This window comes from Bradyrhizobium sp. WSM4872, from assembly GCF_055811715.1.
In genome coordinates this window covers 45,903-72,017 of record NZ_JBVVPT010000033.1, presented here as the reverse complement: position 1 = coordinate 72,017, position 26,115 = coordinate 45,903, and the positions used below count along the sequence as shown (strand labels likewise).

Sequence of the window (26,115 nt, the reverse complement as noted above, 5' to 3'; positions counted from 1 at the left end):
ACTTAGATCTTGGAGAGGCGCCGGGGCGACCGCCGGCGGCGCCTCCGAGCTGTCAACACGCAACTGCTTTGGAACTCCGACGGTTGCCGCTGTTGAGCTCGGCTCGGCTTTGCACTTCAAGAAAAAAAGTATGCAAGGGCCAGCACGACGTAAACACCAATGAGCAGTACGCCCTCGAACCACGTGGTCTCAGCGTCTCTCGTGATGGCATTCACGATGAACGCAGTGCCGGCGATTGAAAAGAGGTCGACGGGATTCTGGAAGACAAGGGTCATTGGGTTCCCGATCACCCACGAGAAAATGACCAGAAGCGGAGCAACAACCAGCGCAATCTGAATGGCGGATCCAATGCAGAGCGTCATCACGAGTCCCATCCTGTCGCGCCGAGCGAACCAAACAGCCGCAAAAATGTCCGAGCTGGTGCCCACAAGAGCAAGCACGACGACGCCAAGAAAGAGTGGTGTCACACCCGTTGATTTGGCCGCTTCCGTCAGAGCGCCGGACACAAATTCGCTCTGCAGGGCCGCCGCGCCGGTGCACGCCAGTAACACGATCAAGCATGTGGTTGCCGACCACGCCGATTTAGCCGAAGCTTCCTCATTGGTCGCGAAGACATTCCGGTGGGTGACGAGGGTGAAGACAAGATTTCCGGAGTAGAGAATTAGCAGCACCACGGACACAGCCAGGCTAAGTAGCTCATCGGAGGCATTCACGTTATTGACATGACGGATGCTGCGACCCGTGTAGTCGAACACTGCCGGCAGAATGAGAGCGATCACCGACAGAACGAGCATGCTCGACAACAACCCAGCGCGCGCTTGGGTGAAGCTTTGGCGCTCGCGATTGAACCCGCCGGCGACGATGGCCAGACCCAACCCCAGCAAGCAGGTCGCCGCTATGGACCCGGTGATCTGGGCATGGACCACCTCGACATGGCCGCGCGCGAGAACAAATAGCGCAAGAATGAGCTCGGCCAAGCTTCCAAGACTGACGGTCAGGAGACCGCCTAGAGCAGGCCCGCTATGGCGGGAGAGCTGGTCGGTGGCTACGCGAATCCATTCAGCGAGAACAGCTATTGCGAGAACACCGGATCCGAAGATCCAGATCGGAGAAAGGTGAAAAACATACTCGCCCATCGGGGTGAGCAGAACGAACACCAGCGGCCCAACGCGCGCGATGGTACCGTACTGCCCAAAGATAGTCGTTGCTCTGGAGACGTTGGACTTCGGCAAGCTGGCGACTGGCTCCTGGCTATCCCGCAAAGCTCTTCGATTTTAGCGGGGCAGATCGGGCCATTCCGCCGCCGAGGAAAGCGTGGCTTCTGCACCCACAAAGCTCTTCGCATCCGATTCCCGGGCAGCTTGCGACGACTAACGAGGTAAGACACGCTGCGTTCGCTGCGCCGGCCTGAACTCGGTACGCAACCGGACAAGGCAAACGCATTGCGACGCCCTCATTTCGTCGCGCCATCGATCATGAGTTGCTTGCTTGTCGAGCATTGGCTGCATTGAGAGAGTTCTCATGTGCAGATAAAATCACGCGAGAGCAGTTGCAGGACAATTGCTCGAGTTGCGATTGATCCAGAATCTCGACTTGAGCGCGGCCTTGCTTGATGATGCCTCGCGCTTCCATTTCGCCCATTGTCGACGTGATACCTGCGCGCCGAACTCCAAGGGCCTGTGCAATGCATCGATGCGTGAGCGGGATTTCGCGCGAGAACAATTTATCCTCTGCAACGAGAAGCCACCGAGCCAGTCGTTGCTGCAAGCTGTGACGCGAGTTGCATGCAGCGAGCTGCGAGCTTTGGATCAGGGTGGCCTGCACGTACTGCAGCAACAGCTTCTGGATCTCGACATCGCCCTTCACCAGCTCAATCAAAGCATCTGCCTCGATGCGCAAGGCTCTACCGGGAACCTGAACCACGCAACGGTGAGGGGAAACGCGCATGCCAAGGATCAGGGGAATGCCGATGAAATCCTTTGCTCCGACAGTCTGTATCTCGACCGGGAGGCAGTCTCCGGCTTTGGCCGTCAGCGAGGCCGCGCCATTTTCAAGAAAATATGCATTTTGCAACAGCACATTGCGTTCCTGCAGCATTTGTCTCGGTCGCAGCGTTACTTCGTCGCAGAGTTCGACTAGCCGGCTGCGTGATGAGTGTGGAAGGCGGCGCACCAGATCGTTCGTGACGTGGTTCGCGTGCGGCGCTTGATCGCGCTCTCGTGACGGCGCGAGAGATGGCGCCGGACCGTGCGTTGGCAGGATGTTTTCGAGTTCGTTGCTCAACATTTCCCGTCTCCTTGGAACGGCTATCCACCAAGATGTGGGGCGTGCGCCGGTCTCCTCACAGTCGGGCTGAAGGTGAAGAGCCGTCAGGAGAAACCTGACTTGGGCCTCAAGCCGGGATCGTAAGCTTGCCTCTGGTGCGCGAGCAATGACCGAAGTACGTCGGTCGAGGCATGTATTAGCCTTGCCTGAATTTGCAGGCGTGGATCTGCGGTGCGTTTCCCAAGGCAGGGCCGGGTACCCGATTGGTCGCTGCACTGCTTTCTTGGCACGGCAGCGGACCGTTCGCTTGACGGGCGGCCAGAACTTCGCCCATCGGAAACGATTATACGATCAATCATGACGTTGGCACGAAGGATCGCAGGAGCATTGAATGGGCCTGAAGAGCAGGATCACCCTTGCATTTGTCGTAGGTACAATCTCGACCTCCGTTCTGTTGGGCCCCGCATGGGCAGAGGCGGCGACGCAGGCTACGACGGAACAGTCGGCGCAGTCACAGCAGTTCGTCAACACGGTCTATAATGGATACCGTGCGTCGCGACTGCTTGGGAGCGCTGTGTTCTCGTTGAAAGGTGAGTATTTGGGAGCCGTCCGGAACGTGACTTTGGCAGACGACGGGCAGATTGATGCCTTGCTCGTCGAAGGCTTCAGAACGAAGGATGAGCCGGAGTTCATCTCCCGAATTCCCTTCAACCGGGTGCTGCGTCCCCTTCATGAAGGAGCTATCGTGGCCGACTTTTCCGATTTGAGGTCGCGAGAATACGGCCTCTTTGTTGACCCTGATCAGGCGCAAGCAGAGCCGCACGAATTCTCGGTCTCCAAAGTCATCGGAGACTATGCGCGGCTGCAGGCAGGCCAAGGCTATGGCTATGTCTCCGATCTCGTTTTCGACAGCGGGGGAAAGCTCGCGGCCGTTGTGATATCCCGCGAGGCATCCGCTGGCGGAGGGACGTATGCCTTTCCGTACCCGGGCCAAACGGGGCGGTGGAGCCCGAAGCTAAGCTATTATGGCCTACCTTACGTCACACCGGAGCAAGCAAACAAAGCCGGGCTGCGGCTCGATATGAAGGAGTTTCAGAACTCGTGAACAACCAACGTCCGCCTAATGGTCCGCGGCGGTGTGCCTCATGAGAGAGGCGCGCGGCTTCACGAGCGAACTGGTGCAGTCACGCCTTTGAGCGCAGCGAAAGTTCTCCTCTCCGAAGCTTGCGTTCGAAGGTGGCTGCATCAGAGAGCTTTGCTCCGTGCGTTAGATGCGTGCGAGAACATCAGCGAAGGTCAATGCGAACATCGCGATCGCGAAAACAAGCCCCGAGATCGCCGCGATCCGGACCAGCGGCTTCGCTGAGGCGAGCTCCATGAAGAGCAAGACGACGAGGGTCGATTTCACCCCCGCAATGATGATGCCGCTGGCTGTCGTCATTCGGCCCATGGGAACATAGGCGGCGACGAGGCTGAGCACGAGGAGTGCGAGGAGCGCTGCCCAGATCAAGAGGTTCCTCGCCCATAGGCGGCGCACAACACCACCTGGCTCGCCCTGCCTGCTCATGATGCGCGCCCCGGCAAATAGATCAGCGGATAGAGGAAGATCCACACGATATCGACCAGATGCCAGTAGAGGGCCGTGACCTCGATTTCGGGATTGTCTTTCGCGGGAAGTTGGCGCCGGAGCAGCACCCAGAACAAGCGGCTCACGAGAGCAATCCCGATGGAAAGGTGGATCGCGTGGACGCCCGTGACCAGCCAATAAAATCCGTAAAACAGCTGCGCTCCGGGCTGAGACAATGCAAACCCGGCTCCCGGCACCAGCTGCTTGTCAATGTCTTCCTTGTACTCGAAGCCCTTGATGACGATGAACGCGAGGCCGAGCATCGCGGTGAGCATGAGGCACGCGAGGACGAGCCGTCGCAGTTGTGCAGACGCTTCGGATGCTTGCGAAGCTATCGCCATGGTGAGGCTGCTGGTCAACAACACGGCGGTGTTAATCGTGCCGTACCAGATATTTGTCTCCCTCCCGGCTGCGGCGAACGCCTGTGGATGCTCGATTCGACAAACCGTATAAGTCAGCATCAGCGCCCCAAAGAACAACGTTTCGCTGGCGAGGAAAACCCAGATTCCGAACTTGCCTGCCTCGCGCTGCCGGCCGAAATCCGACCAGGGTTCTCTCAGCAGTGCGCTTTCGTCGCTCATCGCGTTTCTCTTGCATTTTGCATTTCGGGGGGATCGGTTCCAGCCGACATGCCTTCGGCGTGGTAGTCATACGGCCCGCGATCTACGCGGGGCTGCCTGTCAAAATTCTTGGGGGGAGGCGGAGAACCCGTGGTCCACTCCAGGCCTGTCGCGCCCCAAGGGTTCTTCGCGGCCTTTCCGCCGTAGAACAGGGACCAAGTGAGATATCCCAGAGGCAACAAGTAGGCGATGGCGAGGACCGCTGCTCCCGCAGACGACATGACATTGTAGATTTGAAACTCCGCCGGATAGGTATGATAGCGGCGTGGCATACCGAGATAGCCTGCGAAGAATTGCGGCAGGAACGTCATATTGAAGCCGGCATACATCAGGATGGCCGCGAACTTTGCCCAGCTCTCCGGATAGAGCTTGCCCGTGACCTTGGGCCACCAGAAGTGGAGCCCGGCAAAGAATGCGGACACCGATCCGCCCACCATGATGTAGTGGAAGTGCGCGACGACGAAGTAGGTGTCGGTGACATGAATGTCCACCGGGATCGAGGCGAGGAACAGCCCGGAGAGCCCGCCGGTCGTAAACAGACCAACGAAGCCAAGCGCATAAAGCATCGGCGATTCGAAGCTGATCTGACCGCGATACAGCGAAGCGGTCCAGTTGAAAACTTTGATTGCCGACGGCACGGCGATGATGAAGGACAGGAAGGAGAACACGAGGCTGGCCAGGGCCGACTGTCCGGAGACAAACATGTGGTGGCCCCAGACGAAGAACCCGACGCCCGCAATCGCAAGCATGGCGTAGACCATGAAGTCGTATCCGAAAATCCGCCGCCTCGCGAAGCATGGGATTATTTCGGACACGACGCCCATCGCCGGCAGGACCATGATGTAAACCGCCGGGTGCGAGTAGAACCAGAACAGGTGCTGGAACAGGATCGGATCGCCGCCGCGAGCCGGATCGAAGATCGGCAAGCCCAGCACGCGCTCCGCGATCACGAGCAGGAGCGAGATGGCGAGCACTGGGGTGGCAAGCACCATGATCAGCGACGTCGCGTAGATCGCCCAGACGAACAGCGGTAGCCGGAACCAGGTCATGCCGGGAGCACGAAGCATGTGGGTGGTCGCGATGAAGTTCACTCCCGTGGCGATGCTGGCAAAGCCGACAACGAACACGCCCGCGGCCGCCGCGAAGACGTGGCTGTTCGAGAACATCGACGAATAAGGCGTATAGAACGTCCAGCCGGTGTCGACGCCTCCGGCGACGAGGGCATAAACGGTGAAAGCGCCGGCAGCGAGGGTCAAATACCAGCTGAAGAGGTTGAGGCGCGGAAACGCGACATCGGGCGCGCCGATCATCAGCGGCAGCAGGAAATTGCCGAACGTATTCGGGATCGACGGCACCAGGAAGAACCAGACCATGATGATCCCGTGGAACGAGAACAGCTTGTTGTAAGTGTCCGATGTCAACAGCCATCCGTTCGGCTGGAACAGCTCAAGCCGAACAGCGGTGATTGCGGCGCCTCCCAGAAAAAAGAAGAACGTGATGGTGATCGCGTAGAGGATTGCAATGCGCTTGTGGTCGGTCGTGGCAAGCCAGGACGAGATCGTCGACCCGTGGCGCAGATAGTCGGGGCGCGGCGGCAGCGGCAGCTCTCCGGCGAGCAGGGCGTCAGTCATTTTTCTGCTCCTCGCTGAGCGAGCGGATATAGGCGGTCAGGCTCTGGATCTCTCCGTCGTCGAGCAGCCCTTTGAAGCTCGGCATGATCGGCTCGAACCCGGCCACGACGTCGCGTTTCGGCTGCAGGATCGAATCGCGGATGTAGGCATCGTCCGCGGAAACGGTGCGTCCATCCGCCAGCTGCACGGCGCGGCCGTAAAGACCCGCCAGGCGCGGCGCGTGGACGTTCGAGGAGCCGGCATGGCAGCCCGAGCATCCCCGCGATACGAACAGCCTGGCGCCCTCATGAGCAAGGTCGTCGCCCTCCGGCTGCTGCACCAGCCATTTGGCATAGTCATCCTGCCGCATGACCACGATCTTTCCGCGCATCATGGAATGGTTGGTGCCGCAATATTCAGCGCAGAGCAGGGGAAAGGTGCCGGCTTTGCTGGCCTGGAACCAGAGATCGGTGTCCCGTCCGGGCAGCACGTCCTTCTTGACCCGAAACGCGGGAACGAAGAAGGAATGGATCACGTCCTGCGAGCTCATCAGGAGATGGACGGGCTTATCCACCGGCACGTGAAGGGCATTGATCTCACGCGCGCCGTTTGAATGCTGCGTCTTCCACATCCACTGTTTGGCGACGACGTGGATTTCAAGTGCGCCCATGGGCGCGGCAAGGCTGCTGAGGTCAGCAGAAGATGCCCACCAGAACAGGAACGCAAAGGTCAGCAACGTCGCGACCGTCCAACCGATTTCGAACTCGCGGCTGAGAATCTCGGGCATTGGGCCGCGCTTGGCGGGAGATCCGCGCCGATATCGGATGGCAAACAGCAGGATGAGTCCGAAGACGAGGACCACGGTCGCCCCGGAAAGGAAGAGCAGAAGATAGAAGATGTGATCAACCGTGACGGCGTGCGTGCTCGCTTCCGGCAGCCTGAATGGCGAATTCATGCCGAGGCTCCCCGACGCCTGCTGCGAACCAGCATCAGGCCGATCAGGCTGGCCATGACGACGACCGTCGAGGCCCCGACAATCTGCAGAACGACGGTGATCCTGCGGGCGTAGATGCCGTGCACCGCGTCAAAGCCATAGCAGAGCAACGCGATGCGGCCGGAAAGTCCGCCGATCCGACCGCCACCGGCTTCGACCAGAGCGAGGCGAAGATCATCGGGCTGCAGCGCGAGGCTGGACAGGCCGCGGACGACTCGTCCGTCCGGAGCGAGCGTGACGAAGGCTGCCGGATGCGCAATCGCGTCATGGTTGTCGTCGATTTCGGTATGATAGCCGATTGCACCGAGCAGCGCGGCAACGGTCTCCTGCGATCCTGCCAGGACCGATATTCCCGCGCCCCCGATCTGCCCCTGGGTAAAGCGGCGGGCGTCATCAATGGTGTCGCCCGGATCGATGCCGACAACGACGAGGCTGTAGTCGCGTCCTGCCACAAGCCCGGTCTGCTGCAGCGCCGAGCTTGCGATCGTCAGCGCCGGCCCGCAAATCTGCTTGCAGGTGAAGTCCGCTGGAAGGAGCAGGGTCGGATGTCCGTCGATCGCATCGCGAAGGCTGACGGTGTCACCGCCGACGGCCCTGAACTGCAGGGATAGGGGAATGCGGGCGCCCTGAGGAGGATCGAAGCCGACGCGCCCGATCTGCTGCTCGGTCAAACCGGCATGCGCGAGCCCCGGCCAGAGCGCAAGCGCCAAGATAAAGATGGGCCGCCTCATTGATTGCCTCCACTTGCACTCGACGGAGGCGCAGGTTGGAGGGCGTCATAAGCTTGATGGCCCCGACCGGCGACGAGTTGCATCGCCTCGTCGATCGGGATTCTGGCAATGTTGTGGTCGCGATCGACCCAGGCATAACCGGTGAGCCTGGCACGCTGCGCGGCCTCGAACCGGGTCAGGTCGGCTTCCGGAGAGGTCTGGAGCTCGGGTGAGGGAAACCGGCGCTCTGCGCGCGGGTTGAATGTGTTCGGCGCTTGCGTCTTCAGGAAAAGTAGCATTCCCGCAATCGAGGCCCCCACGAAGAGCAGGAAGCCCCCGACGACCAGGAGAACGGCACGGTTGTGAATGCCGGCCGGTTGCGGCAGCGCGCGGCTGCCCATCTCCTCATTCGGCATGGCGCACCTCTGCGGATCCGATGCCCTGCCCAAAGAGGACAGAAGCAACCGTCAAGGCGAGGAGGGCACCCAGAGCCGCGAGAGCAACAGGAGCCTTCGCGGAAAATGCCGGCACCAGCAGCCAGGCGAAGTGCATCACGCTTCCGAAGAGCAGCAACAGACCGACGATGCGCAAGCCTGCACGGCTGCGGCGCACGCCCTCGAACAGCAACATCGCGAATGGAAGAACGGCTCCGGCGACGAATGTCACGAGCAGAATGCTGACCCAGGCATCTGAGCTGCGCCTGAGGAACCACTCGGCCTTGTGAGGTAGATCGCCGTACCAAACGACAATATATGTCATGTATTCGAGGTAGACGACGCCCAGTACTGTCGCGATCAGAAGGCTGCCGATATCGCTCAGCGCTTTACCCTCGAAAGCGGTCGTTGCAAGCACGGCGACAACGGCGAGCGCGGAGAGCAGCTGCTGTATTGCAATCATCGAGGCGAAGGCGGTGGATACGTAATGCGGTTCGAGCGACACGAACCAATCGACCGCAACCATGCTGATGGTGAAGCCAAAGAACGCAAGTCCGAGCGCGGCCAATAGCCGCCCACCGAGTCCGAGACCGAAAGTCACTCCGAGCACTGACCATCCGAGCAGTGCGATCACGGCACGCAGAACAAACCAGGGCTGGCCGAGGTACCAGCGCGCCACGTCAGGGTTGATATGAATGGGATCCGCGGCCCAGGGATAGATGTAAGTCAGTCCGGCGAGAACGGGGACAAAGGCGATGGCGACAAGAGGCATCAAGGCGGCGAGGGGACGCAATACCGCTCCCGCTACGAATCCCCAACGACCGCCCGTCAGCCGATGGATGAGCAGCAAGGTCATGCTGCCGATTGGAGCGCAACTCCATATTGCAAATGCAAGCAGCCAGCCCTGCAACAGGCTCGGATGAGGACCGAGGCGTCCAGCCGCGAGCACCAGGGCAGCCGTGAGCGACACCAGCGCGAGACCCGCCGCCGCATGCGGCGAGGCGAAAGCACTCAGCGTCTGGCGACGAAGCGCAACGATCACGGCAGCTTGCTCCTCAACTCGGGCACGTCGGCCATGTCGGTTCGCTGCGACTGCTGGAGCGCGCGGATATAGGCGACGATGGCCCAGCGGTCGCGCGGCTCGACGCGGGCGGCATAAGAATACATCGTGCCATAGCCGTTGCTGATCACGTCGAAGAAATGCTGGGCATCGGCCGCGCGAAGCCGGGCGGAATGGTAGGAGGGTGGAGCAGGAAACCCACGCTGAACGATCATGCCGTCGCCCTGGCCGGAGAGCCCGTGACACGGGGAACAGTAGATGTCGTAACGCGCCCGGCCCCGGGACAGCAGAGCCATGTCGACCGCAGGCGGCGTGGTGATCTGCCGTGAACGTTCGAGATCACCCTGCGCGACCGTTCCTTGCGGCAGCGGCTGTGCTTCCGTGCCGTCTCGGTACAGTCCGGCCTTGGAAAACGTACTGTAACGATTTTGCTGGGACATGGAATGATCGCCGCAGCCGGCGAGTGCGAGCGACAGGAACAGCAGAGATGAGAGCGAGCGGAGCGTCATCGCGCGTGCAGCTCCGTCACCGTTACTGCGCCGGATTGTGTGAGGACCTTCCGCAAACTCGCTGGGTCCGTGTCGGAAGCGGCCAATAGAAAATAGCGATCCTGCGTTGCCCGTTCGAAACCCGGGATCTCGAACAACGCATCATGCAGTCGGGGCAGACGGCACGACCGAAGGAAGCCGATCACTCCCGCCATTGCGGCAGCGAAGATGCCCACCTCGAAGGGGACCAGCAGGAACACCTGCCAGGAGTTCAGCGGTCGGCCGCCGCTGTTGATGGGATAGTCGATCACCGCACTGTACCATTGCAGACCGAACGCGAATGCGGCCGTTGCGAGCCCACCGGCCAGCATGACCACTCGCATTCGCGAGCGTCGTTGCCCGAGTTCGTCGGCCAGACCCTCGATCGGATAGGGTGTGAAGGCGTCAAGCGCGGTATGTCCGGTGCTTCTTATGGGCTCCAAGGCCGCTCGTAACGTTTCGCTGTCGAGGAACTCTGCCACAAGCTTCGCTGTCATGCGGTGGCCTCCTCGTGAGCGAGTTCGCGCATGTCGAACATCGATACGCTCGGTATCAGCCTCATGAAGATCAAGAACAGAAAGGCGAAAAGCCCGAGCGGCGCGATCAGGAAACTCCAATCCCAGAAGGTAAAGTGGAAACTGCGCCAGAGCGCGGGCATATAGCCGTGTGAAAGCGTGTTCCAGACGATGAGAATGCGCTCGAGCCACATGCCTATGTTGATCACGATAGCAACAGGAATCAGAATGAAGAGCGACCGTCGCGCGAAGGGCAACCATAGCAATTGCGGGATGAGGCAATTGCAGGCCAGCAAGGCCCAGTACAGTGGCGCGTAGTTTCCAGTGAATTCGAAGCGCACCACCTCACGCTCGGCATGTTCACCGCCGTACCAGCCCATGAACCACTCCGTCGCGTAGGAATAGAACATGACGATGGAGGCCATCAGCAGGATGCGGGCCATCACGTCGAAATGGCGAGACGTGATGATCGCGTGAAGGCTGAGACCCCATCGGATCGCCGCCGCCAGCACCACGACCATGGCAAAACCCGAATACATCGCGCCCACGACGAAATAAGGAGGGAAAATGCTTTCCTGCCATCCAGGCATCAGGCTGGCCGCGAAATCGAGGCCGACGATCGAGTGGACGGAGCAGACCAACGGGACACCCAAGGCAGCCATCGTCGTATGCAACGTCCGCAGGCGAGACCATTCGCGGGCCGAGCCGCGCCAACCCAACGCGAATGCGCCATAGAGGAGCTGCCCCGCGCGATGGGGCGTGCGGTCGCGCATGGTCGCGAGGTCGGGGATCAGGCTGACGTACCAAAACAGAAGGGAGAACAGCAGGTAGCTGATGATGGCCCAGAAGTCCCATACGAGGGCGCTGCGCCATTGCGGCCAGAGCGCCATGGTGTTCGGATATGGGGCGAGCCAATAGGCATAGATCGGTCGTCCGAGGTGGATGATCGGCATCAGCCCGGCGATCGCGACCGCAAACAGCGTCATCGCTTCCGCGAAGCGGTTGATCGAGGCGCGCCATTTCTGCCGCGTCAGCAGCAGCATTGCCGAAATCAGCGTGCCGGCGTTGCCGATGCCAATCCACCAGACGTAGTTGGCGATCGCGACTCCCCAGACGATAGTAGAGTTGATGCCCCATATGCCGATGCCGCGATAGAACAGCCAGGCGATCGCTCCGAACAGCCAGAGCACGAAAGGCAAGGTTATCAAAATTGCGCCCCACCATCGTCTGCCGAATCCAGTGAAGAGCGGATCCGCAACGGCTTGCGTCATCGCGAGATCATCGGCGCGTTCGGACGCAATCCAACGATGCGCCGGTGGGGGCTCTGCAGCGAGGACCTCGCTCATGTCCGCCGCTCCGAATCTGACCGGGCCGGGTTGCGGACGTCGGATAGATAAGTGGTGCGGGGACGCGTGCCGAGATGGCCAAGCAGGGCGTAATGGCGCGCATCGGACTTCCTGCGGTTGATCTCAGCGTCCGCCTGGTTCAGATCTCCAAAGCTGATGGCGCGGGTCGGACAGGCATTCTGGCAAGCCGTTCGGACTTCGTCGGGATCGAGCGGACGGTTTTCACGTTCCGCGGTGCGCCTGGCTCCGCTGATCCTTTGCACACAATAGGTGCACTTCTCCATGACGCCGCGGGCGCGAACGGTCACCTCAGGGTTCTTCTGCCCGCGATAGGATTCCGCCCCGAGGTTGCCGTACTCCTCGCCGTCCGCGTAGCCGAAGAAGTTGAAGCGCCGCACCTTGTACGGGCAGTTCGCTTCGCAGAAGCGGGTTCCGATACAGCGATTGTAGACCTGCGCGTTCAGGCCTTCGCTGTCATGGACGGATGCAGCGACAGGGCAGACAGGTTCGCAAGGGGCGTGCTCGCAATGCATGCACGGCACGGGCTGAAAGCCGAGTTGCGGGCTGGCCGGCGCGCCATGATCATAGGCATCGACGCGCATCCAGTGCATGTCGCGTCCCATGGCCACCTGCTCCGGCCCCACCACGGGAATGTTGTTCTCGGCCTGGCAAGAGAGCACGCAGGCATTGCAACCGATGCAAACCGATGTATCGATCACCATCGCCCATGCATGCCCGTCGCCAGACTTCACCGCCGGTGGCATTAGGCTTGGAGGATCGGGGATGGCCGCCGACGTCAGGGATTGCCCGAGCCGGTGTTGTGGATAGAGCTCGCGGACGTCCTCTGGCGTGCGAACGACGTTTTGCGTTGTGAGAATCGGCTCCCGGCGTCCTATCCGCTTGATCGCAACTTGCGGTAGGCGCCAACTGTTGTCGGAGGTCCGGATCGTGTAGGCACTGGCGCCGACGCCGTTGCCGATCGCGCCGGCCTTTTGCCGCCCCCCACCGAGCGTGAGCGCGCCGACGCCCATGGCCGTCCCGGGTTCAGTCAGCACGGGCACCTCGATCGATCGGCCGTTCGCGGCGACCGTGACGACGTCCCCGGATGCGAGACCGAGGCGGGTTGCCTGATCTGGATGCAGCGCGAGCGCATTGCCCCAGACCTGCTTGCTTAGCGGTTTCGGACACTCCTGGAGCCAAGCGTTGTTGGCGTATGAGCCATCCCAGAGGCAAGGATCAGGGCGCAGAACCAGGCTGATCTCGTCGTCGCGCTTGTCGTGAGGTTCGGGATCCGCGAGTGGCGGCAGGAGCGGAGCAGGGAGGGAAACAGCAGTGGCGGCGCTTCCTGCAATGATCCCGTCGTGCAGCACGCGCTGCCACCATGCCTCGAAATCCGCAGCGGCCGCGGTCGGCCAGGTCTGCCGCACCAATTCGTAAGCGCCCGCATCTTCTGCGCCGCTCAGCCAGGCGAGAAGCTCGTGCTCGCTGAAGCTCTCGTACAGCGGCTTGATCAGAGGCTGGACGATGCTGGCCGTCCCGTCGCTGGCTCGCAGATCCGACCACGTTTCGAGACGATGTCTCTGCGGGACATGCCAGTTGGCGATAGCCGCGGTTTCGTCGGTGTACTCGCCCATATGCAGGCGGAAAGGCGCCGTTTCCGCCCGGGCCTTGAAGTGCAAATCGGCTGGTGCGTCATAGGCGGGATTGACGCCGATCATGACGAGCTGACGCACGCGGCCGGCGTCGAGATCGCCTGCGAGCTGTTCGAGCGTTCCCGCCTGCTTGCCGGACGGCGTACGATCAACGGGGTCGATGAGCCGAATGGGCGCATTGAGCTTGGCATTGATCCAATGCACCAATGCGTGGACTTCCCTGGACACTGCCGGGCCCGCAATGACGAGCGCCTCTCCCTTGTGCGAGTTCAAGTCGGCCGTGATCTTCTGAAGAAGCAGGCGCTCGCGCTCCGGAAGTTCGGTTGCGCCGGTCGCCGCGCCGAACTCCCGCGCGAGGATCGCTGCGAACCGCTCGATTGCCTCGGGACGAAGCGCCAGACGTTCGTCCGCCTTTGCTCCGGTGAGCGTGAGTGCGCTTTCAAGGCAATAGAGACGCGAAAAAGCATTCGCGTCGCCGCGGCCGGTTGCGTAACCGCGGCCAATGCGCATCTGATCGGGGCCATGCCCGAGCGGATCGGCATCGAGCGCAACGATCACGCGCGCCTTTGCGACATCGGCAATGCTGCTCACAGGCTGGCCATAAGCGAGCTGCGCACCCTGGCGCGCGTTGTCCTCGTCCGTTGGATCGTACGCGTGCCACGATGCGGCCGGGAACGCCTGAAGCAGAGCATCGATCTGGCGCAGCAGAGTCGGGGAGGTGGTGCGCCCGGTCAACAAGCGCAGGCCTTTACCCTGGCTGCTGTGAGCGTCGGAAAGTTCGGTCACCAGCGCTCGGTTCAACGCTTCGCGCGGCGCAATCGCGCCATCGTGCAGGATCGTGCGCGAGCGGTCGGGATCGTAAAGCGAAAGAACGGCTGCTTCAGCGAAAACGTCGGTGGCACCCAGGCTGCCCGGATGACGCGGGTTGCCTTCCACCTTGATCGGCCTGCCGTCGATCGAAGTCACGATCACGCCGCGACCGATCCCCGCCAATGCGAGCGTCGTCGCAAATTTCAGCGGTTCGCCAGGAACGATCCGCTCGGGCATCCTGACATAGGGCAGGATCTGCTCATCCGGCTCGGTGCAGGCCGCGAGTCCACCCGCCATGCCGGTTGCCAGCAAGCTGAGCGCCTGACGGCGATTGAGCTTGCTACGTCCGGCAGGACCTGGCCGCGTCGGCAATTCCTTCAGCGGTGGCATATCGTGCAGTCCGTCAAATGACCCGTCTTGATGTGATAGCCTGCGGCAAGCTTGGCCCCGATCTCGGCCTGATTCTTGGGCGCCTGCCAGTTCGGATCGAAAACCGCTTCGCGTGGACGCAGGAAACGTTCAGGAGAGCGGTGGCAATCGAGGCACCATTGCATCGTCAGCGGCGCGGCCTGGCGCATCAGCCGCATCCGTCCGACGTCGCCATGACAGGTCGTGCATCCGACGCCTTTGGCGACGTGGACGGAATGATCGAAATAGACGTAGTCGGGAAGCCGGTGGACGCGTTCCCAGGCAATCGGCTGGTTCTTGGAAAGACTCTCGCGCACCGGCGCCAGCATCTGCGCGTTGGTCCAGATCTGCGAATGGCAGGTCATGCAAGTCTCAGTCGGCGGGATGCCGGCAAAGCGCGCCTTCTCCACCGAGGCGTGGCAGTAGCGGCAGTCCAGACCGAGACCGGAAACATGATGCTCGTGACTGAACGGCACCGGCTGGTTCCGGCTGATGTTCTGGTTGGTGACGTAAGGGGATCGCATCACCTCATAGGACAACCCAACTGCAAGCACCGGCGCTGCTCCAATTGCCGCGATCATCACCGTCGCAATCGTGTTCGCGCCGGGGTGGAAAAGCTGCATTCACGGCCCCTCTTCCGCGCCATCGCTCACGCGCGGATTCGGACCGGCACCGATTTAGCGGCCGGCGTCTTCGAATGGATGTCGTGGTGCGACAGCGGGATCAGGGGGTTCATTTCCGGATAATAGGCCCCGACGCAGCCATCCGGCAGTTTGAACGGGGTCACCTTGAGAGGACCCACCTCGCGCAGGATGCCGTCCTCCGCGTCGCTGACGAGGGAAACCATTTGGCCCTCCCGAAGTCCGGCGCGTGAGATTTCGTCGGGATTCATCAGCAATACGTCCCGTGTACCCTCAATGCCTCGCATCCGATCGCTGTAGCCGTAAATCGTCGTATTGAACTGGTCGTTGCTGCGCATGGTCAGCAGCCGGAAGCGGCCGGGTGCATCGGAAAAGCCGGTCGAGGTGAGGGTTTCGGGCGCTGTAAACTCTGCCTTGCCGCTCTCGGTCTTCCAAATCCGTTCGCGCGCTGAATTGCCACGATAGAACCCGCCCGGCGTGAACATCCGCGCATTGAAGTCGTGGAATTCGTCCGGATAGGTCTCCGCGATCTCGTTACGAACGAGTTCGTAGTTGCCGACCCATTCATCCCATTTCAGTTTGGGATTGGGGGGCAGGGTTGCCTTGGCCAGACCTGCGACGATCGCCACCTCGGATCTCAAGTGTCCGCTGGCGGGCTTGCGCAACCCGATCGAACCCTGGATGCAGCTGAACGTATCCTCCATGGTAACCGCCTGCTGGCCGCTTGCCTGCACATCTTCTTCGGTTCGACCAAGGCACGGCAGCAGATAGGCTGCCTTGCCGTGCACCAGGTGGCTGCGGTTGAGCTTGGTGGCAATCTGGACCGTCAGCTCCAGCCCGCGCCAGGCCGCTTCCATCTTCGATCGCTCCGGAATGGCGCGGACAAAATTTCCGCCGAGGCCGACGAACGCTTTGACCTTGCCGGCGAGAACGCCCTCGCATGTCTCAACGGTGTTCATGCCCTTCTCGCGCGGCGGTTCGAACCCGAACTGCTTGGCGTATTTGTCGAGCGGAACCAGTTCGGGTTTTTCCGAGATGCCCACCGTGCGCTGACCCTGGACATTCGAGTGTCCACGCACGGGCGAGATGCCGGTGCCGTCTCTCCCGATGTTTCCCTTTAGAAGCAGCATGTTGACGAGCATCGCCACGTTTTGGAAGCCGTGTACGTGCTGGGTCAGCCCCATGCCGTAGATACCGATCACGCGGTCCGCCTCGACGTAGACCTGCGCGGCGCCCTCGATAACCGAACGGCTCAGACCGGATGCGATCTCGATTTCTTCCCAGGACGTCGCCCGGACCTTGGCTTCGAACTCTTGGAAACCATGTGTGTGCTGCTCGACGAAGGGAGCGTCGACCACACGTTTGCCCTGCTGCTTGGCCGCGTCGTCCGCCGCGAAGACGTGCTTGCAGATTCCCACAATGACCGCGATGTCGCCACCCACCTTCACTTGATGGTACTGGCTGCTGATTTGTGTGGCCTTGCCCGTCAGCATCTCCGTCGGATTCTGCGGATTGATGAAGACTTCGAGACCCTTTTCGCGGACGGGGTTGAACGTAATGATCTGGACGCCGCGCTCGGCAGCGTCCTGTAGGGGATGAAGGAAGCGTGGACTGTTCGACCCGGTATTTTGCCCGAAGAAGAACATCGCATCGCAGTTGCTGAGGTCGTCGAAGACCACGGTCCCAACGCCCGCCCCGATCAGCTTCTTGAGAGCGACTGAGGTCGTTTCGTGACACATGTTGGAGCTGTCCGGCAGATTGTTGTTGCCGTACACCCGTGCAAAGAGAGCATACAGGTAGGAGGTCTCGAGGCTGGCGCGCCCTGACGAATAGAACACGACCGATTTCGGATCGAGCGTCCTCAATTGCGATCCGATAGCATGAAATGCCTCGTCCCAGGAGCAGGGAACGTACTTATCAGTAGTGCTGTCGTAACGCAGCGGATGCGTCAGGCGCCCCTGCTGCTCGAGGTCATAATCGCTCCATGACAACAACTCGGTTAGGGTATGCTCGGCAAAGAACTCCGGCGTACAGCGGCGCGACGTTAGCTCCCAGAGCGTTGCCTTGGCGCCGTTCTCGCAGAATTCGAAGGCATGATAATCCGCAGGTTTGGCCCATGAGCAGGAAACGCACATGAAGCCTTTCGGCTTGTTCTGCCGGCGAAGGGTGTTCAAGGCCGCGGGCGAATCCCACTCCTTGCCGAAGATCCGCGCTATTCCTTTCAGGGACCCCCATCCGCCAGCTGGGCCGTCGTATTCAACCGTGTCTGGAGTGTGGTCACCAGCTTCGTTGGGTCGCGCCATGATCTTGCTCTCTTCGGGAACCGGCCAGCCTGTGCATCGGCAACGTATGTTCCCCGCGCGGGTTCCTGAGCAGCCGCTTCTCGGCGGGACGGCGGCTTGAGCGGCAAGCGCGTGAAAAAACCCAGCACCTGCAAGACCATCGACGGACGGGCGACACACGCATTCTCCGCTCAGGAAATCTGTGCGCGGTGCCGTACCAGCGGAATGGTTTTGATCGCGCGATGTTGAACAGCGGGAGCGGGGCCCGACAATGGATGATGGCCAGGGAACGCGGCCCGATGGCTGAGGTTGCCAGAAGCCAACCTCGGAGCGGGATATGCAGGATCGTTGTACGCGCGACAAACCAGAGCTGGTGTGGCGCGGGCGTAGCCCGATTCCATCCTCACGCAAGGTCGCAGAGGAACGGCCGATAGCGCTCACGTACAACGGCTCGACTTACGCGGTGATGATGGCCTCTCCCGTTGACCTCCTGGATTTCGGCGTAGGCTTCAGCTTGAGCGAGGGCATCGTGGAGCATGGCGGGGACATCATCAGCATCGAAGTCGTCGAGCTCGAGCTCGGTTGCGAAGTGCGGATCTGGCTCGACGAATCCTATGGTGATCTCCTCGCCAACAGGCGGAGGGCGATGGTTGGGCCGGTCGGCTGCGGCCTGTGCGGAATTGAGAGCCTGGAACAGGCTTGCCCGCGGCCGACGCGCGTCGTCAGCGAGGGCGGGTTTCGCCCCTTCGACATTCTGGAGGCGATGCGCTCCTTGCGACCGCTCCAACATCAAAACCAGGCGACGGGCGCGATGCACGCTGCGGCCTTCTGGGACGGCCATGACATCCGATTGGTAAGGGAAGATGTCGGACGTCACAATGCACTGGACAAGCTCGCTGGTGCGGCGGCCAGAGCCGGCCTCGAAACGTCGCGGGGGGCTGTCCTCATGACCAGTCGGGTCTCCGTCGAACTGGTTCAGAAGACGGCACGAATGGGCGTGCCGTTGCTCATCGCCGTCTCCGCACCGACTTCGCTGGCGATCGAGACCGCTGAGCGTGCCGGCGTAACGCTCGTCGCGGTCGCGCGCGATGATGGCTACGAAATATTTAGCCACGCTGGCCGACTGATCTTTGGAGAGGAAGAGTTGGATTCCCCCGCGCTGGCCGGCTCTGAATTGCTTTCCGCGAGACCTTAAGAACCAGCTCCGTCCCAGAGAACGTCGTATGCCTTCGTTCGGTCTCGTACCGACATCGCATCACTCAACTGTTTGGGCCGGAACGTCCGAAGCCCTCCAGCGCGTCGGTCCGAGCCCCCTCGGTTCGAGGAGAAGGCCTCAAATCAGGATGATGGAACGGAGAATAGGAGTAGTCCTGAAAAAGGAACCGCCGATGCCCCGAGTGCGTACTCTCCGCAGACCCGTGGACCGTTCCGACCGATCCTCGGAGATTGCGGGGAGCAGCAGCAATGCAGGACGGTCAGGCGACAGGCCTGGTTCCGAGATCGATTGAGCCTGAAGCCCGCGTTCAGCCCCTGGCTGCACGGAACAAGCTCCTGCGCTGCATCCCAGAAGCGGAGCTGACAGTACTCCGGTCGATCGGGACCGTCGTCGAGCTCAAGCCGCGTCAAGTCCTTCATCATTGGCGTTTGCCGATGGAGTATGTCTACTTCCTCGGCAGTGGTCTCGTATCGGTCTCTGCCAAGGTCGAAGCCGGGCGCTTCGTCGAGGCTTGGCTGGTCGGCTCCGAGGGAATGATCGGCGCCCCCTGCGTTTTGGCGCCGGAGGATCCGATGCCGCCGCACCGTCGGGTCGTTCAGGTGGGCGGAACGGCACTGCGAATTCCGACGCCGGCCTTTCTCGCCGCGCTTGACGATCTTGGGGCCCTCCGTGGAGTGATCCTCTCCTACATCAACCTTGTCTTGTTTCAAACGTCACAGGTGGGAGCCTGCAACTCACTCCATTCCGTCAAGCAGCGACTTGCCCGCTGGCTTCTCGTCGCGGCAAGCGCAATGGACTCTGGAGAACTGCCGATCACGCATGCTGTTTTGGCTCAATTGCTGGGGATCCGTCGAGCCAGTGTCAGCGAATGTCTCGAGACTTTCGAACAGGCCGGCATCATCCGCAACACCCGAGCAGCGATAACTCTGGTCGACCGGGCCCAGCTGGAGCATTCCGCCTGTTCGTGCTCTGGATTGATACAGCGCGAGTACGATCGGCAAATCGGACGTCGCCTGCGTGTCTGAGAATTGAATGTGAAATAATCAATTCTCCAGAGCTCGGCCCCGCGATGATCGTGGGAAACCACAAGCCCGATTTGAACGAAGGCGATCTTCACAACGTTTCTTCTCCGATAAACGGAGGAGCCAATGACTCCGATTTGGCTGAAAGATCTGGCGCTGGCTAGTCTGGCTGTCGGATTTGTTTGCGCAATCATCATCGCGATCGACCTAACCCGCCACCCACAGCGGATGTGGATCATGAATGTTGTCTGGCCAGTGAACGGTCTGTTCGGCACCGTACTGACGTTCTGGCTGTACTACCGGTTCGGCCGGCTTGCGGCCCGGGATGCGACTGAGCAGAACAAGCACTCCGACAGCAGGAAGGAGACGCCGTTTCCGGTCATGGTCGCGAAAGGTGCCATGCACTGTGGCGCCGGATGTACACTCGGGGACATCATCGCCGAGAGCCTTGCGCTCGCGTTTCCGGTGATTGCGATCTGGGCGGGATGGAAGAGCCTGTTTTCAGAGAAGATGTTCGCGATCTGGGTTGTGGATTTCCTGTTCGCCTTCGTGCTCGGCGTTGCATTCCAGTACTTCACGATCAAACCGATGCGCGACTTGTCGCCGGGCGCAGGAATCGTCCAGGCCGTGAAGGCAGACACTCTCTCCCTGACTGCGTGGCAAATCGGGATGTACGGTTTCATGGCAGTCGCGCAGTTCGCGATCTTCAGGAATCTGTTCGGGGTGAGGCTCGAGCCGTCGATGCCAGAGTTCTGGTTCATGATGCAGATTGCGATGATCGCGGGATTTCTCACGAGCTATCCAGTGAATTGGTGGCTCGTAGAGACCGGCGTGAAAGAACGCATGTAGGCCAAGAGGGTGTTGCTTTGGCGACCCCGAACACAATTAGCAACTCTTTCCGCGCGCGACGCTTGGACCATATGGGGCGCCCGCGCTCAACAGGGAGAAGTATCATGGCGGCGCATGCAGGTGAGACAGCCCAAGAGACTGGAGACTTCAGGTGTGAGCGATGTCATCAGGCCACTCACGTCACAAAAGGACACAAGATTCCGAAATGTCCGCATTGTGGAAGCACAAGCTTCGACACCCGGCGGAACGAGCCGTAGGTGCAAATTTTACTCGGAAGCAGGACGTCAACAGCCAATCTTGCACCGTGATCGCCTCTCGAAGTCTTTCGAACGGCTGACGGACGTCCTGCAGCAATTCCGCCATGTTGCGGCTTCTCCAACGAAATACCCATCGTCGCCCGGCACATCTGAATGCGCCGGGCACTTTGCTACACGCGCAACGCGTCACCACCGATGGTGCGCACGGATCACGCCGTGATGGTGGTGCCGATAGTGCCGCGGCGCCCAGCCGTAGCTATGACGCCAAGGGTGCGCGCGCCGGACCGTATATCCCCACGGCCTCGGCGCGGACCAGCCGTAGCTATAGCGCCAGGGGCGCGGGCCCCAGGCGTATGGTCGCGGCCCCCAACCGTAGCCACCCCAGTAAGGTGTATAGGCGTAAGCCGGGTAGTACCCACCATAGCCGTAGGGGTATCTGTAACCATAGTATGGCGGATATTCCTCATAGTACGGAGTTGCAATGGCGGAGCCGATCAAGGCTCCTGCCAGCAGGCCGGCGCCAATTCCCCAGCCGCCATGCCAGCGAACCTGGGTGAGACTATCTTGCACTGCCGACGTGTGCTCCGCCGGGCTCGCGGCTGCCGAGAGCGGTGTCAGAGGCGCAGCCTGGGTACTGCTGATAGGAGATATCGCGATCAGGCCGGTGAGAGAAAGGGCAAGTGTGAGTCTCCGCATCTGTGGCTCCTGTCATTTCAGAATGCGGTCTCAACATCAGCCTGCAATCTTGGTTTCTAGAGTCAAGCGTTCGGGACACTATGTCGCGCCAATTTCCGGTCAGACACACGAGTGTACGACACCGTACCAACTCCATCGCCTCCGTACCTTTTCAGTAGTATTCCTGAACTAGGCAGCCTGTTTACTTTCGCGCTCCAGGAAGCCTTCGACATAGATCATGCGGACAGCAACGAGCAGAACGGCGATCAGGGGCGTGGCAACGATCAGCCCGATCAAACCGAAGAGAGTGCCAAGGATCGTTTGGGAAAGTATCGTCAGTGCGGGTGGCAGCGAGACAGTTCGTTTCTGAATCCAAGGTGCGATGGCATTTCCTTCCAACAGCTGGATCGTCAAAAACAAGAGAGCGACCCAAGCGGCGAGGACAGGAGACTGTGCCAGCGCCACGAGGATCGCCGGCACTGCGCCTGCAAGTGCCCCGATGTATGGCACGAAGTTCAGGAGGGCCGCCAGCAGGGCCAGTGATAGTGGCAGGGGCGAACCGATGAGGAGAAGGCCCAATCCGAGGAGCAGGCCCACGATCAGCATGTCGACGAGTTGACCAAGAAACCAGAGCCTAAGCGTAGCACCGAGCTCTCCGGCAACTTCTCGGCCGCGAGGTCGCCAGGCCATTGGAAGCAAACGAAGCGAGCCTTCGAGATACAATTGGGGCGACGTAGCGAGGAATATCGCTGTCGCCGCCGTCACGACGAGAGTGCCACCTATGCCGAGAACGGAGCCAACGACGCCGGTGACGTAGCCTGTCAGGCCAGTGCGCAGAGACTTGCCGGCGATCTGCAACTGTTGAGCCAAAATCGAACCCCACGAGCTGTTTTGCAGTTCGCTCCAGATCCGTGCCAGCTGGGTTCTCAGTTGCTGGCTGATCTCGTCGGCCTGGATGAAAATAGCGCTGCCGCGCCACCACAGCAGCGCACCGAGTGCGAGCCCTGTCACGAGAATGACGGAAATCAACGACGTGTATGGCCCGAGGCGCGTTACCCGACGGACCGCGTTGCTGGCGCCGCGCAAAACGCAAGCGATGACCACGGCGCTGAACAAGAGCAACAGTATGTCGCGAAGCAGCCAGACCGAGAGCGCGAGAAATAGAGCGATTGCGCTTACACGAAGGGTGCGCTCGATATGCCTCACATGAACAGTCAATTTGTCTTCCAATTCGTCTCCTTTGTCGGAACAGTCCAGCTTCCGAAGCTCGACATTGAAGTTGCGCAGGCGAGACTACTCGGAACATCATCGCGGCGATCGCGTCGCGATGTATGTAATACTCTGTTGCGGCCTCAAATGTTCTTGTACGCAAGCGAATAATTCTCATCCGAAGACCACCGAAGCACTAGAGCGAGCTCGGGCATCGTGTTGCTGATCGTCGTTCGTTTCTAAGGAGATGGCATGAACAGCGTTCTAATCTCCGGGGTTGGAATTGCCGGACCCACGCTTGCCTATTGGTTGAAAGCAGCCGGCTTCCGGCCGACGCTCCTCGAGCGCGCCTCCGCTCTACGGAGCGGAGGCTATGTCATCGACTTTTGGGGGCTCGGCTACACCATCGCTGAACGGATGGGATTGATGCCGGAGATCAATCGCCACGGCTACTACGCCCGAGAGTTTCGGATCGTAGATGAAGCTGGCCGTCGACTGGCCGGCTTCGGTACCGAAGTCTTCTCCGAGTTGACGAATGGACGATACGTTACTCTTCAGCGCAGTGACCTCTCGCGCATGCTGTTCGAACGGACCAGCGGCGTTGAAGCCATTTTCGGAGACGAGATCATTCTCGTCGAAGAGAAGCCAGATTGCGTCGAAGTCGAGCTGAAGCACGGCGGCAGGCGCAGGTTCGACCTTCTCGTCGGGGCAGACGGTCTGCATTCAGCGGTGCGCAATCTGGTCTTTGGTCCGCTGGCTCAGTTCGAGCGGCGTCTGGGGTATATCGTGGCCGCTTTCGAAGCTCACGGCTATCGTCCGCGCGACGAGGATGTGTATCTGATCTACGGTCAGCCGGGCCGTATGGTAGGCCGCTTCACGCTGCGTGATGATCGCACCTTGTTTCTCTTGGTATTTGCCGAGCATCGCTCAGTGTTGCCGGAAGCGCCGGCCTCGCAAAAGGCGCTCCTTCGTGAAATCTATGGCGGAGATGGCTGGGAGTGCGATCAGATGCTCGCCGAACTGGAGCGCGCCGGTGAACTCTATTTCGACACCGTCAGTCAGATCAGGATGCCGAACTGGTCACGAGGTCGGGTGGCGCTCGTTGGTGATGCCGCTTTCTGCGTCTCGCTCCTGGCAGGGCAGGGATCGGCGCTGGCGATGATTTCAGCTTATGTCTTGGCCGGTGAACTCGCCATGGCCGGCGGAAGATATCTGGAGGCATTTGCCGGATACGAGGCGCGGCTGAAGAGCTATATAGGCCGGAAACAGCAGGGTGCCGAGCGCTTTGCCGGGGCGCTGGCGCCGAGAACGCGTGTGGGAATGCTCTTCCGCAACGTCGTGGTCAGAAGTTTCTCGATACCGGGGCTGGCGAGGCTCGCAATTGGGCGGGACATCGCCGACGAACTGGAGCTTCCTGACTACCGCTGGGAGGGCACCATGAATGGACGGGCAGCGACTAAGGGTGTCCAATGACGGTGATGGGCGCAGATTGTCGCCATGCCTCTTGGCAGGAACCGCCTTTCGGAACCAGAGTTCATATCGGTGTCTGTGCGCAATAGTGGTCAAATGCCCTCGGTCCTGACTTATGGCACGCGAAAAGCCCTGATCGGCAGCAGCATCAAGCCGTTTGCTGAAGAGCGGAAGGTCGGCCTTCTCGTGCTTTGCGCGCTCGCCTTGGTGATTGGCGTCATGACCGGACTTGGCGCCGTCGGCTTTCGCGCGCTGATCGGCCTCGTGCACAACTTGTCTTACAATGGCAGGCTGAGCGTCGTTTACGACGCAAACGTCAGTGAGGGCCCTAGTCCTTTCGGCGACTTTGTTCTTCTTGCGCCTGTGATCGGCGGCCTCATCGTCGTCTTTCTCGTCAGGTGGTTCGCTCCAGAAGCAAAGGGACATGGCGTACCCGAAGTGATGGACGCCATATTCTACAAGCGCGGCAAAATTCGGGGTTCGGTAGCTTTGATAAAGGCGCTGGCGTCCGCAATATCGATCGGAAGCGGCGCCGCTGTCGGGCGCGAAGGCCCTATCATTCAGATAGGCTCAGCCCTTGGTTCAGCCTTTGCTCAATTCATCGGGCTCTCGACCCGGCAGAGGATCACGCTGCTGTCCGCGGGCGCGGGCGCGGGCATTGCCGCAACCTTCAATACTCCGCTGGGCGGCGTGCTGTTTGCTCTGGAAATTCTTCTGCCGGAAGTTTCAAACCGGACATTCCTTCCAGTCGTCGTGGCCACGGGGGCTGCGACCACGATCGGGCGCATCCTGATCGGTCCGGACCCGGCCTTTTCGGTTCCGGATATGCAATTCAGCATGGTCGCATCCTTCAATGCGCAGGAAGCTCTCGCATTTGTCCTGCTCGGCTTGTTGTCTGGAGCGGCAGCCTGGGCGTTTATCCGTCTGCTCGTCTTCATGGAAGACGGGTTTCCGAAGCTGTCTGGCAACGAGTATGTTCAAAATATCATCGGCATGTCGTCAATCGGCCTGATGATGGTGGTGCTCACCCATGCCTTTGGCCACTCCTACGTCGACGGCGTCGGCTACTCCGTCATTCAGGAGATACTGGACCACAAGATGACGGCGGCGGGGTTACTGGTGCTGCTGTTTGTGTTGAAGCTGTTGGCAACGACGGTCAGTCTCGGCTGTGGGGCGTCGGGCGGGATATTCTCGCCATCGCTTTACCTTGGCGCCACCCTGGGGGCCGCCTTTGCCGCCGCAACCAATTCAATCCTGCCTCATTCAGGGCTGACGCCATCTTCGGCCGCGATCATTGGAATGGCGGCAATGGTCGGTGCAGGTACGGGCGGCGTCATGACCGCGATCGTGATGGTCTTCGAAATGACGCGCGACTACGCAATCATCGTTCCGGTGATCGTTGCGGTGGCGTTGGCGGCAGGCGTCAGGCGTGCACTCGTCAACGAGACGATCTACACGGTCAAGCTGCGCCACCGCGGTCACCGCATTCCAAAGGAGCGGCATATCAACCTCTACTTGGTGAAGCAGGCTCAGGACATCATGGAAACGCGCTTTATCGTCGCCGGAGTAGGAACGACACTAAAACAGGCCATGGCTGCGGAAGATATCGACGATGCACTTCCTATCGTGATTGAGCGCGAAGGGCGGATTGTCGGGCTGATCCCACCACGTTCCGGCTTATGGGCGGAGTCGCAATCGAATCCATCTCTCATCGTCGAGCAATTCGTCGAGCGGCGGATGGTCATTTGCCGCGATCAGGACCTTTTGAGCTTGGTGTTTGCCAGGTTGAAGCGCCATCGGGCCGGCGCGGCAATCGTTGTCCGCTCTGCCTCGCGCCCGCGCGTTAAGGATATCGTCGGCGTCCTGACCAAACGCGTAATCGCAGATGCAGTCATCGACAGCTATGAGGATTGAAC

The 26,115-nt window shown here is 60.7% G+C and carries 23 protein-coding genes; 7 read left to right on the top strand and 16 right to left on the bottom strand.

Going from position 1 to position 26,115, the window contains the following annotated elements:
- Positions 1 to 116: 116 nt before the first annotated feature.
- Together cax and AC0L3C_RS30935 are read right to left on the bottom strand one after the other, a co-directional pair.
- On the bottom strand, positions 117 to 1,232 hold the full coding sequence (gene cax, locus AC0L3C_RS30940; RefSeq protein ID WP_473409836.1) for a calcium/proton exchanger: 1,116 nt from the start codon (positions 1,230 to 1,232) through the stop codon (positions 117 to 119).
- Positions 1,233 to 1,473: 241 nt separating this feature from the next.
- Positions 1,474 to 2,286 carry a Crp/Fnr family transcriptional regulator gene (locus tag AC0L3C_RS30935; RefSeq protein WP_473409835.1) on the bottom strand — a complete coding sequence of 271 codons (813 nt, stop codon included), beginning with the start codon at positions 2,284 to 2,286 and terminating at the stop codon, positions 1,474 to 1,476.
- A gap of 370 nt (positions 2,287 to 2,656) precedes the next feature.
- On the opposite strand from AC0L3C_RS30935, the gene AC0L3C_RS30930 reads away from it, so the two are divergent.
- Positions 2,657 to 3,370 (top strand): PRC-barrel domain-containing protein, encoded by a 714-nt coding sequence (locus AC0L3C_RS30930; protein ID WP_473409834.1) that lies wholly within the window; start codon positions 2,657 to 2,659, stop codon positions 3,368 to 3,370.
- Positions 3,371 to 3,532: 162 nt separating this feature from the next.
- Here the strand turns inward: AC0L3C_RS30930 and AC0L3C_RS30925 are convergent, their stop codons facing one another.
- From AC0L3C_RS30925 to AC0L3C_RS30865, 13 genes are read right to left on the bottom strand one after another with little or no spacing between them, the layout of a single operon-like run.
- Complete coding sequence (locus AC0L3C_RS30925) at positions 3,533 to 3,775, bottom strand: cytochrome C oxidase subunit IV family protein (RefSeq protein WP_473409833.1); 243 nt, start codon at positions 3,773 to 3,775, stop codon at positions 3,533 to 3,535.
- A 53-nt stretch (positions 3,776 to 3,828) separates the two neighbouring features.
- The gene (locus AC0L3C_RS30920) at positions 3,829 to 4,473 is read right to left on the bottom strand and encodes a cytochrome c oxidase subunit 3 family protein (protein ID WP_473258598.1); all 645 of its coding nucleotides are present in this window, start codon (positions 4,471 to 4,473) and stop codon (positions 3,829 to 3,831) included.
- Positions 4,470 to 6,143 carry a cytochrome c oxidase subunit I gene (locus AC0L3C_RS30915; RefSeq protein ID WP_473409832.1) on the bottom strand — a complete coding sequence of 558 codons (1,674 nt, stop codon included), beginning with the start codon at positions 6,141 to 6,143 and terminating at the stop codon, positions 4,470 to 4,472. The genes AC0L3C_RS30920 and AC0L3C_RS30915 overlap by 4 nt, the downstream gene beginning before the upstream one ends.
- The gene (gene coxB / locus AC0L3C_RS30910) at positions 6,136 to 7,077 is read right to left on the bottom strand and encodes a cytochrome c oxidase subunit II (RefSeq protein WP_473409831.1); all 942 of its coding nucleotides are present in this window, start codon (positions 7,075 to 7,077) and stop codon (positions 6,136 to 6,138) included. Before coxB ends, AC0L3C_RS30915 begins: the two co-directional genes overlap by 8 nt.
- A complete protein-coding gene (locus tag AC0L3C_RS30905; RefSeq protein ID WP_473409830.1) occupies positions 7,074 to 7,847 on the bottom strand; it encodes an SCO family protein in 774 nt (257 codons plus the stop codon). Before AC0L3C_RS30905 ends, coxB begins: the two co-directional genes overlap by 4 nt.
- Complete coding sequence (locus AC0L3C_RS30900) at positions 7,844 to 8,227, bottom strand: hypothetical protein (protein ID WP_473409829.1); 384 nt, start codon at positions 8,225 to 8,227, stop codon at positions 7,844 to 7,846. The genes AC0L3C_RS30905 and AC0L3C_RS30900 overlap by 4 nt, the downstream gene beginning before the upstream one ends.
- Before the next feature lie 4 nt (positions 8,228 to 8,231).
- Positions 8,232 to 9,302 (bottom strand): hypothetical protein, encoded by a 1,071-nt coding sequence (locus AC0L3C_RS30895; protein WP_473258577.1) that lies wholly within the window; start codon positions 9,300 to 9,302, stop codon positions 8,232 to 8,234.
- The gene (locus AC0L3C_RS30890; RefSeq protein WP_473258575.1) at positions 9,299 to 9,829 is read right to left on the bottom strand and encodes a c-type cytochrome; all 531 of its coding nucleotides are present in this window, start codon (positions 9,827 to 9,829) and stop codon (positions 9,299 to 9,301) included. The genes AC0L3C_RS30895 and AC0L3C_RS30890 overlap by 4 nt, the downstream gene beginning before the upstream one ends.
- Positions 9,826 to 10,344, bottom strand: a complete 519-nt coding sequence (locus tag AC0L3C_RS30885) for a DUF3341 domain-containing protein (RefSeq protein WP_473280266.1) — start codon at positions 10,342 to 10,344, stop codon at positions 9,826 to 9,828. Before AC0L3C_RS30885 ends, AC0L3C_RS30890 begins: the two co-directional genes overlap by 4 nt.
- Positions 10,341 to 11,708, bottom strand: a complete 1,368-nt coding sequence (gene nrfD / locus AC0L3C_RS30880) for an NrfD/PsrC family molybdoenzyme membrane anchor subunit (RefSeq protein WP_473280268.1) — start codon at positions 11,706 to 11,708, stop codon at positions 10,341 to 10,343. Before nrfD ends, AC0L3C_RS30885 begins: the two co-directional genes overlap by 4 nt.
- Positions 11,705 to 14,560 carry a 4Fe-4S dicluster domain-containing protein gene (locus tag AC0L3C_RS30875; RefSeq protein WP_473409828.1) on the bottom strand — a complete coding sequence of 952 codons (2,856 nt, stop codon included), beginning with the start codon at positions 14,558 to 14,560 and terminating at the stop codon, positions 11,705 to 11,707. Before AC0L3C_RS30875 ends, nrfD begins: the two co-directional genes overlap by 4 nt.
- Entirely contained in the window at positions 14,548 to 15,201 is a 654-nt protein-coding gene (locus tag AC0L3C_RS30870) for a cytochrome c3 family protein (protein ID WP_473409827.1), read from the bottom strand. The genes AC0L3C_RS30875 and AC0L3C_RS30870 overlap by 13 nt, the downstream gene beginning before the upstream one ends.
- Before the next feature lie 26 nt (positions 15,202 to 15,227).
- Positions 15,228 to 17,522: an FdhF/YdeP family oxidoreductase gene (locus tag AC0L3C_RS30865; RefSeq protein ID WP_473409826.1), complete on the bottom strand. Its 2,295-nt coding sequence runs from the start codon at positions 17,520 to 17,522 to the stop codon at positions 15,228 to 15,230.
- A gap of 316 nt (positions 17,523 to 17,838) precedes the next feature.
- Here AC0L3C_RS30865 and fdhD point away from each other — a divergent pair, with 316 nt between their 5' ends.
- The 4 genes from fdhD (at position 17,839) to AC0L3C_RS30845 (ending at position 20,845) form a co-directional block, all read left to right on the top strand.
- Complete coding sequence (fdhD, locus tag AC0L3C_RS30860) at positions 17,839 to 18,696, top strand: formate dehydrogenase accessory sulfurtransferase FdhD (RefSeq protein WP_473409825.1); 858 nt, start codon at positions 17,839 to 17,841, stop codon at positions 18,694 to 18,696.
- A gap of 269 nt (positions 18,697 to 18,965) precedes the next feature.
- The gene (locus AC0L3C_RS30855) at positions 18,966 to 19,742 is read left to right on the top strand and encodes a Crp/Fnr family transcriptional regulator (protein WP_473409824.1); all 777 of its coding nucleotides are present in this window, start codon (positions 18,966 to 18,968) and stop codon (positions 19,740 to 19,742) included.
- A gap of 123 nt (positions 19,743 to 19,865) precedes the next feature.
- Positions 19,866 to 20,588 (top strand): DUF4396 domain-containing protein, encoded by a 723-nt coding sequence (locus tag AC0L3C_RS30850; RefSeq protein WP_473409823.1) that lies wholly within the window; start codon positions 19,866 to 19,868, stop codon positions 20,586 to 20,588.
- Between the two features lie 71 nt (positions 20,589 to 20,659).
- Positions 20,660 to 20,845, top strand: a complete 186-nt coding sequence (locus tag AC0L3C_RS30845) for a zinc ribbon-containing protein (RefSeq protein WP_371449366.1) — start codon at positions 20,660 to 20,662, stop codon at positions 20,843 to 20,845.
- A gap of 864 nt (positions 20,846 to 21,709) precedes the next feature.
- Here the strand turns inward: AC0L3C_RS30845 and AC0L3C_RS30840 are convergent.
- Entirely contained in the window at positions 21,710 to 22,750 is a 1,041-nt protein-coding gene (locus tag AC0L3C_RS30840) for an AI-2E family transporter (RefSeq protein WP_473409822.1), read from the bottom strand.
- A 231-nt stretch (positions 22,751 to 22,981) separates the two neighbouring features.
- On the opposite strand from AC0L3C_RS30840, the gene AC0L3C_RS30835 reads away from it, so the two are divergent.
- Positions 22,982 to 24,202 (top strand): FAD-binding domain, encoded by a 1,221-nt coding sequence (locus AC0L3C_RS30835; protein WP_473409821.1) that lies wholly within the window; start codon positions 22,982 to 22,984, stop codon positions 24,200 to 24,202.
- A gap of 93 nt (positions 24,203 to 24,295) precedes the next feature.
- On the top strand, positions 24,296 to 26,113 hold the full coding sequence (locus AC0L3C_RS30830; RefSeq protein WP_473409820.1) for a chloride channel protein: 1,818 nt from the start codon (positions 24,296 to 24,298) through the stop codon (positions 26,111 to 26,113).
- Positions 26,114 to 26,115 lie beyond the last annotated feature (2 nt).